2 protein-coding genes are annotated in these 1,025 nt (G+C 36.9%); both read right to left on the bottom strand.

Annotation, left to right across the window (positions count from 1 at the left end):
* Positions 1-342 precede the first annotated feature (342 nt).
* The gene (locus J7Q78_RS09935) at positions 343-780 is read right to left on the bottom strand and encodes a Fur family transcriptional regulator (RefSeq protein WP_154243368.1); all 438 of its coding nucleotides are present in this window, start codon (positions 778-780) and stop codon (positions 343-345) included.
* A 162-nt stretch (positions 781-942) separates the two neighbouring features.
* Complete coding sequence (locus tag J7Q78_RS10160) at positions 943-1,023, bottom strand: IS3 family transposase (RefSeq protein ID WP_407929565.1); 81 nt, start codon at positions 1,021-1,023, stop codon at positions 943-945.
* Between the last annotated feature and the right edge of the window lie 2 nt (positions 1,024-1,025).

Genomic DNA, 1,025 nt, shown 5'->3' with positions numbered 1-1,025 from the left:
TAGCTCTTGTTTTGTTACTTAATTTATTTGCTAGCGAAATTGACTTCGCAAATATGTTTTGTGCCCCGAAGGGCGACCCTACACATTTGGTTTGTCGAAACTTTGTTCAGTTTTCAAAGGTCTACTGCGTTGAAACAGCTTAATTAATATATCATTTCCAACGAACACTGTCAAGCACTTTTTATAAATATTTTTTGAATATTTATTCGTTTCCGCTTGACGCTTTATTTCGTTAGCGATATGCTTTATCGCGCTGACAACATAGAATACTATACCAACATCCAAATCTATCGTCAAGCAAAATTTGCATAAAATTCATCTTTTTTTCAATATTCAAATGAATTAATTATTTGCTAGCTTTGCTTGGCATTCCGGACAGATACCGTGCACTTCCATTCGATGACCAGTTACCATAAAACCCGTTAAATTCTCAGCAACTACTTCTACATCATCTAACTCAGGATAAAAAATATCAACCACTTTTCCACAATTTTCACAAATCGCATGATAATGCTTGGTCTGTGCAAAATCAAAATGACTAGATGCATCCCCATAAGCCATTTCTTCAATAATTCCTAATGAAGTAAAAAGACGTAAATTGTTATAGATTGTCGCAACGCTCATATTCGGAAAGCGACCTGCTAGTGCCTTATAGACATCATCCGCAGTCGGATGCATATGTGTCCCGATCATAAATTCCAAAACAGCTTGCCGCTGTGGCGTGATTCGGACGTTATGTTCTTTGAGCTTCCGTAACGTTTGTTGCACAATATGATTCATTTTGCCACCACCTTTTGCTAATGATAATCATTATCATATATCCTTATTGCTGTAATCGTACCTTTTTTTGCCGAGACTGACAAGTATCTTTGCTCAAAAAAAGACGTTACGTGGATACTGCGGTATACCCCAAAAGTTAAAGTAAATATTTAGTTGTCTTTTCTAGGCGGCACGTTGTCGGTATTTTACCGGCGATGTGCCGCCTAGTTTCATTTGAATACGTTTTGTATTGTAATAGGTTATCC

Source organism: Latilactobacillus fragifolii (assembly GCF_905332535.1).
Lineage (GTDB): Bacteria > Bacillota > Bacilli > Lactobacillales > Lactobacillaceae > Latilactobacillus > Latilactobacillus fragifolii.
Note: the sequence above shows the minus strand (reverse complement) of the source record. Positions and strands in the feature narration are given on the sequence as shown.

Coding starts and splice junctions, on each gene's coding strand:
- J7Q78_RS09935 (WP_154243368.1), bottom strand. CDS start 780: ATGAATCATATTGTGCAACAAACGTTACGGAAGCTCAAAGAACATAAC.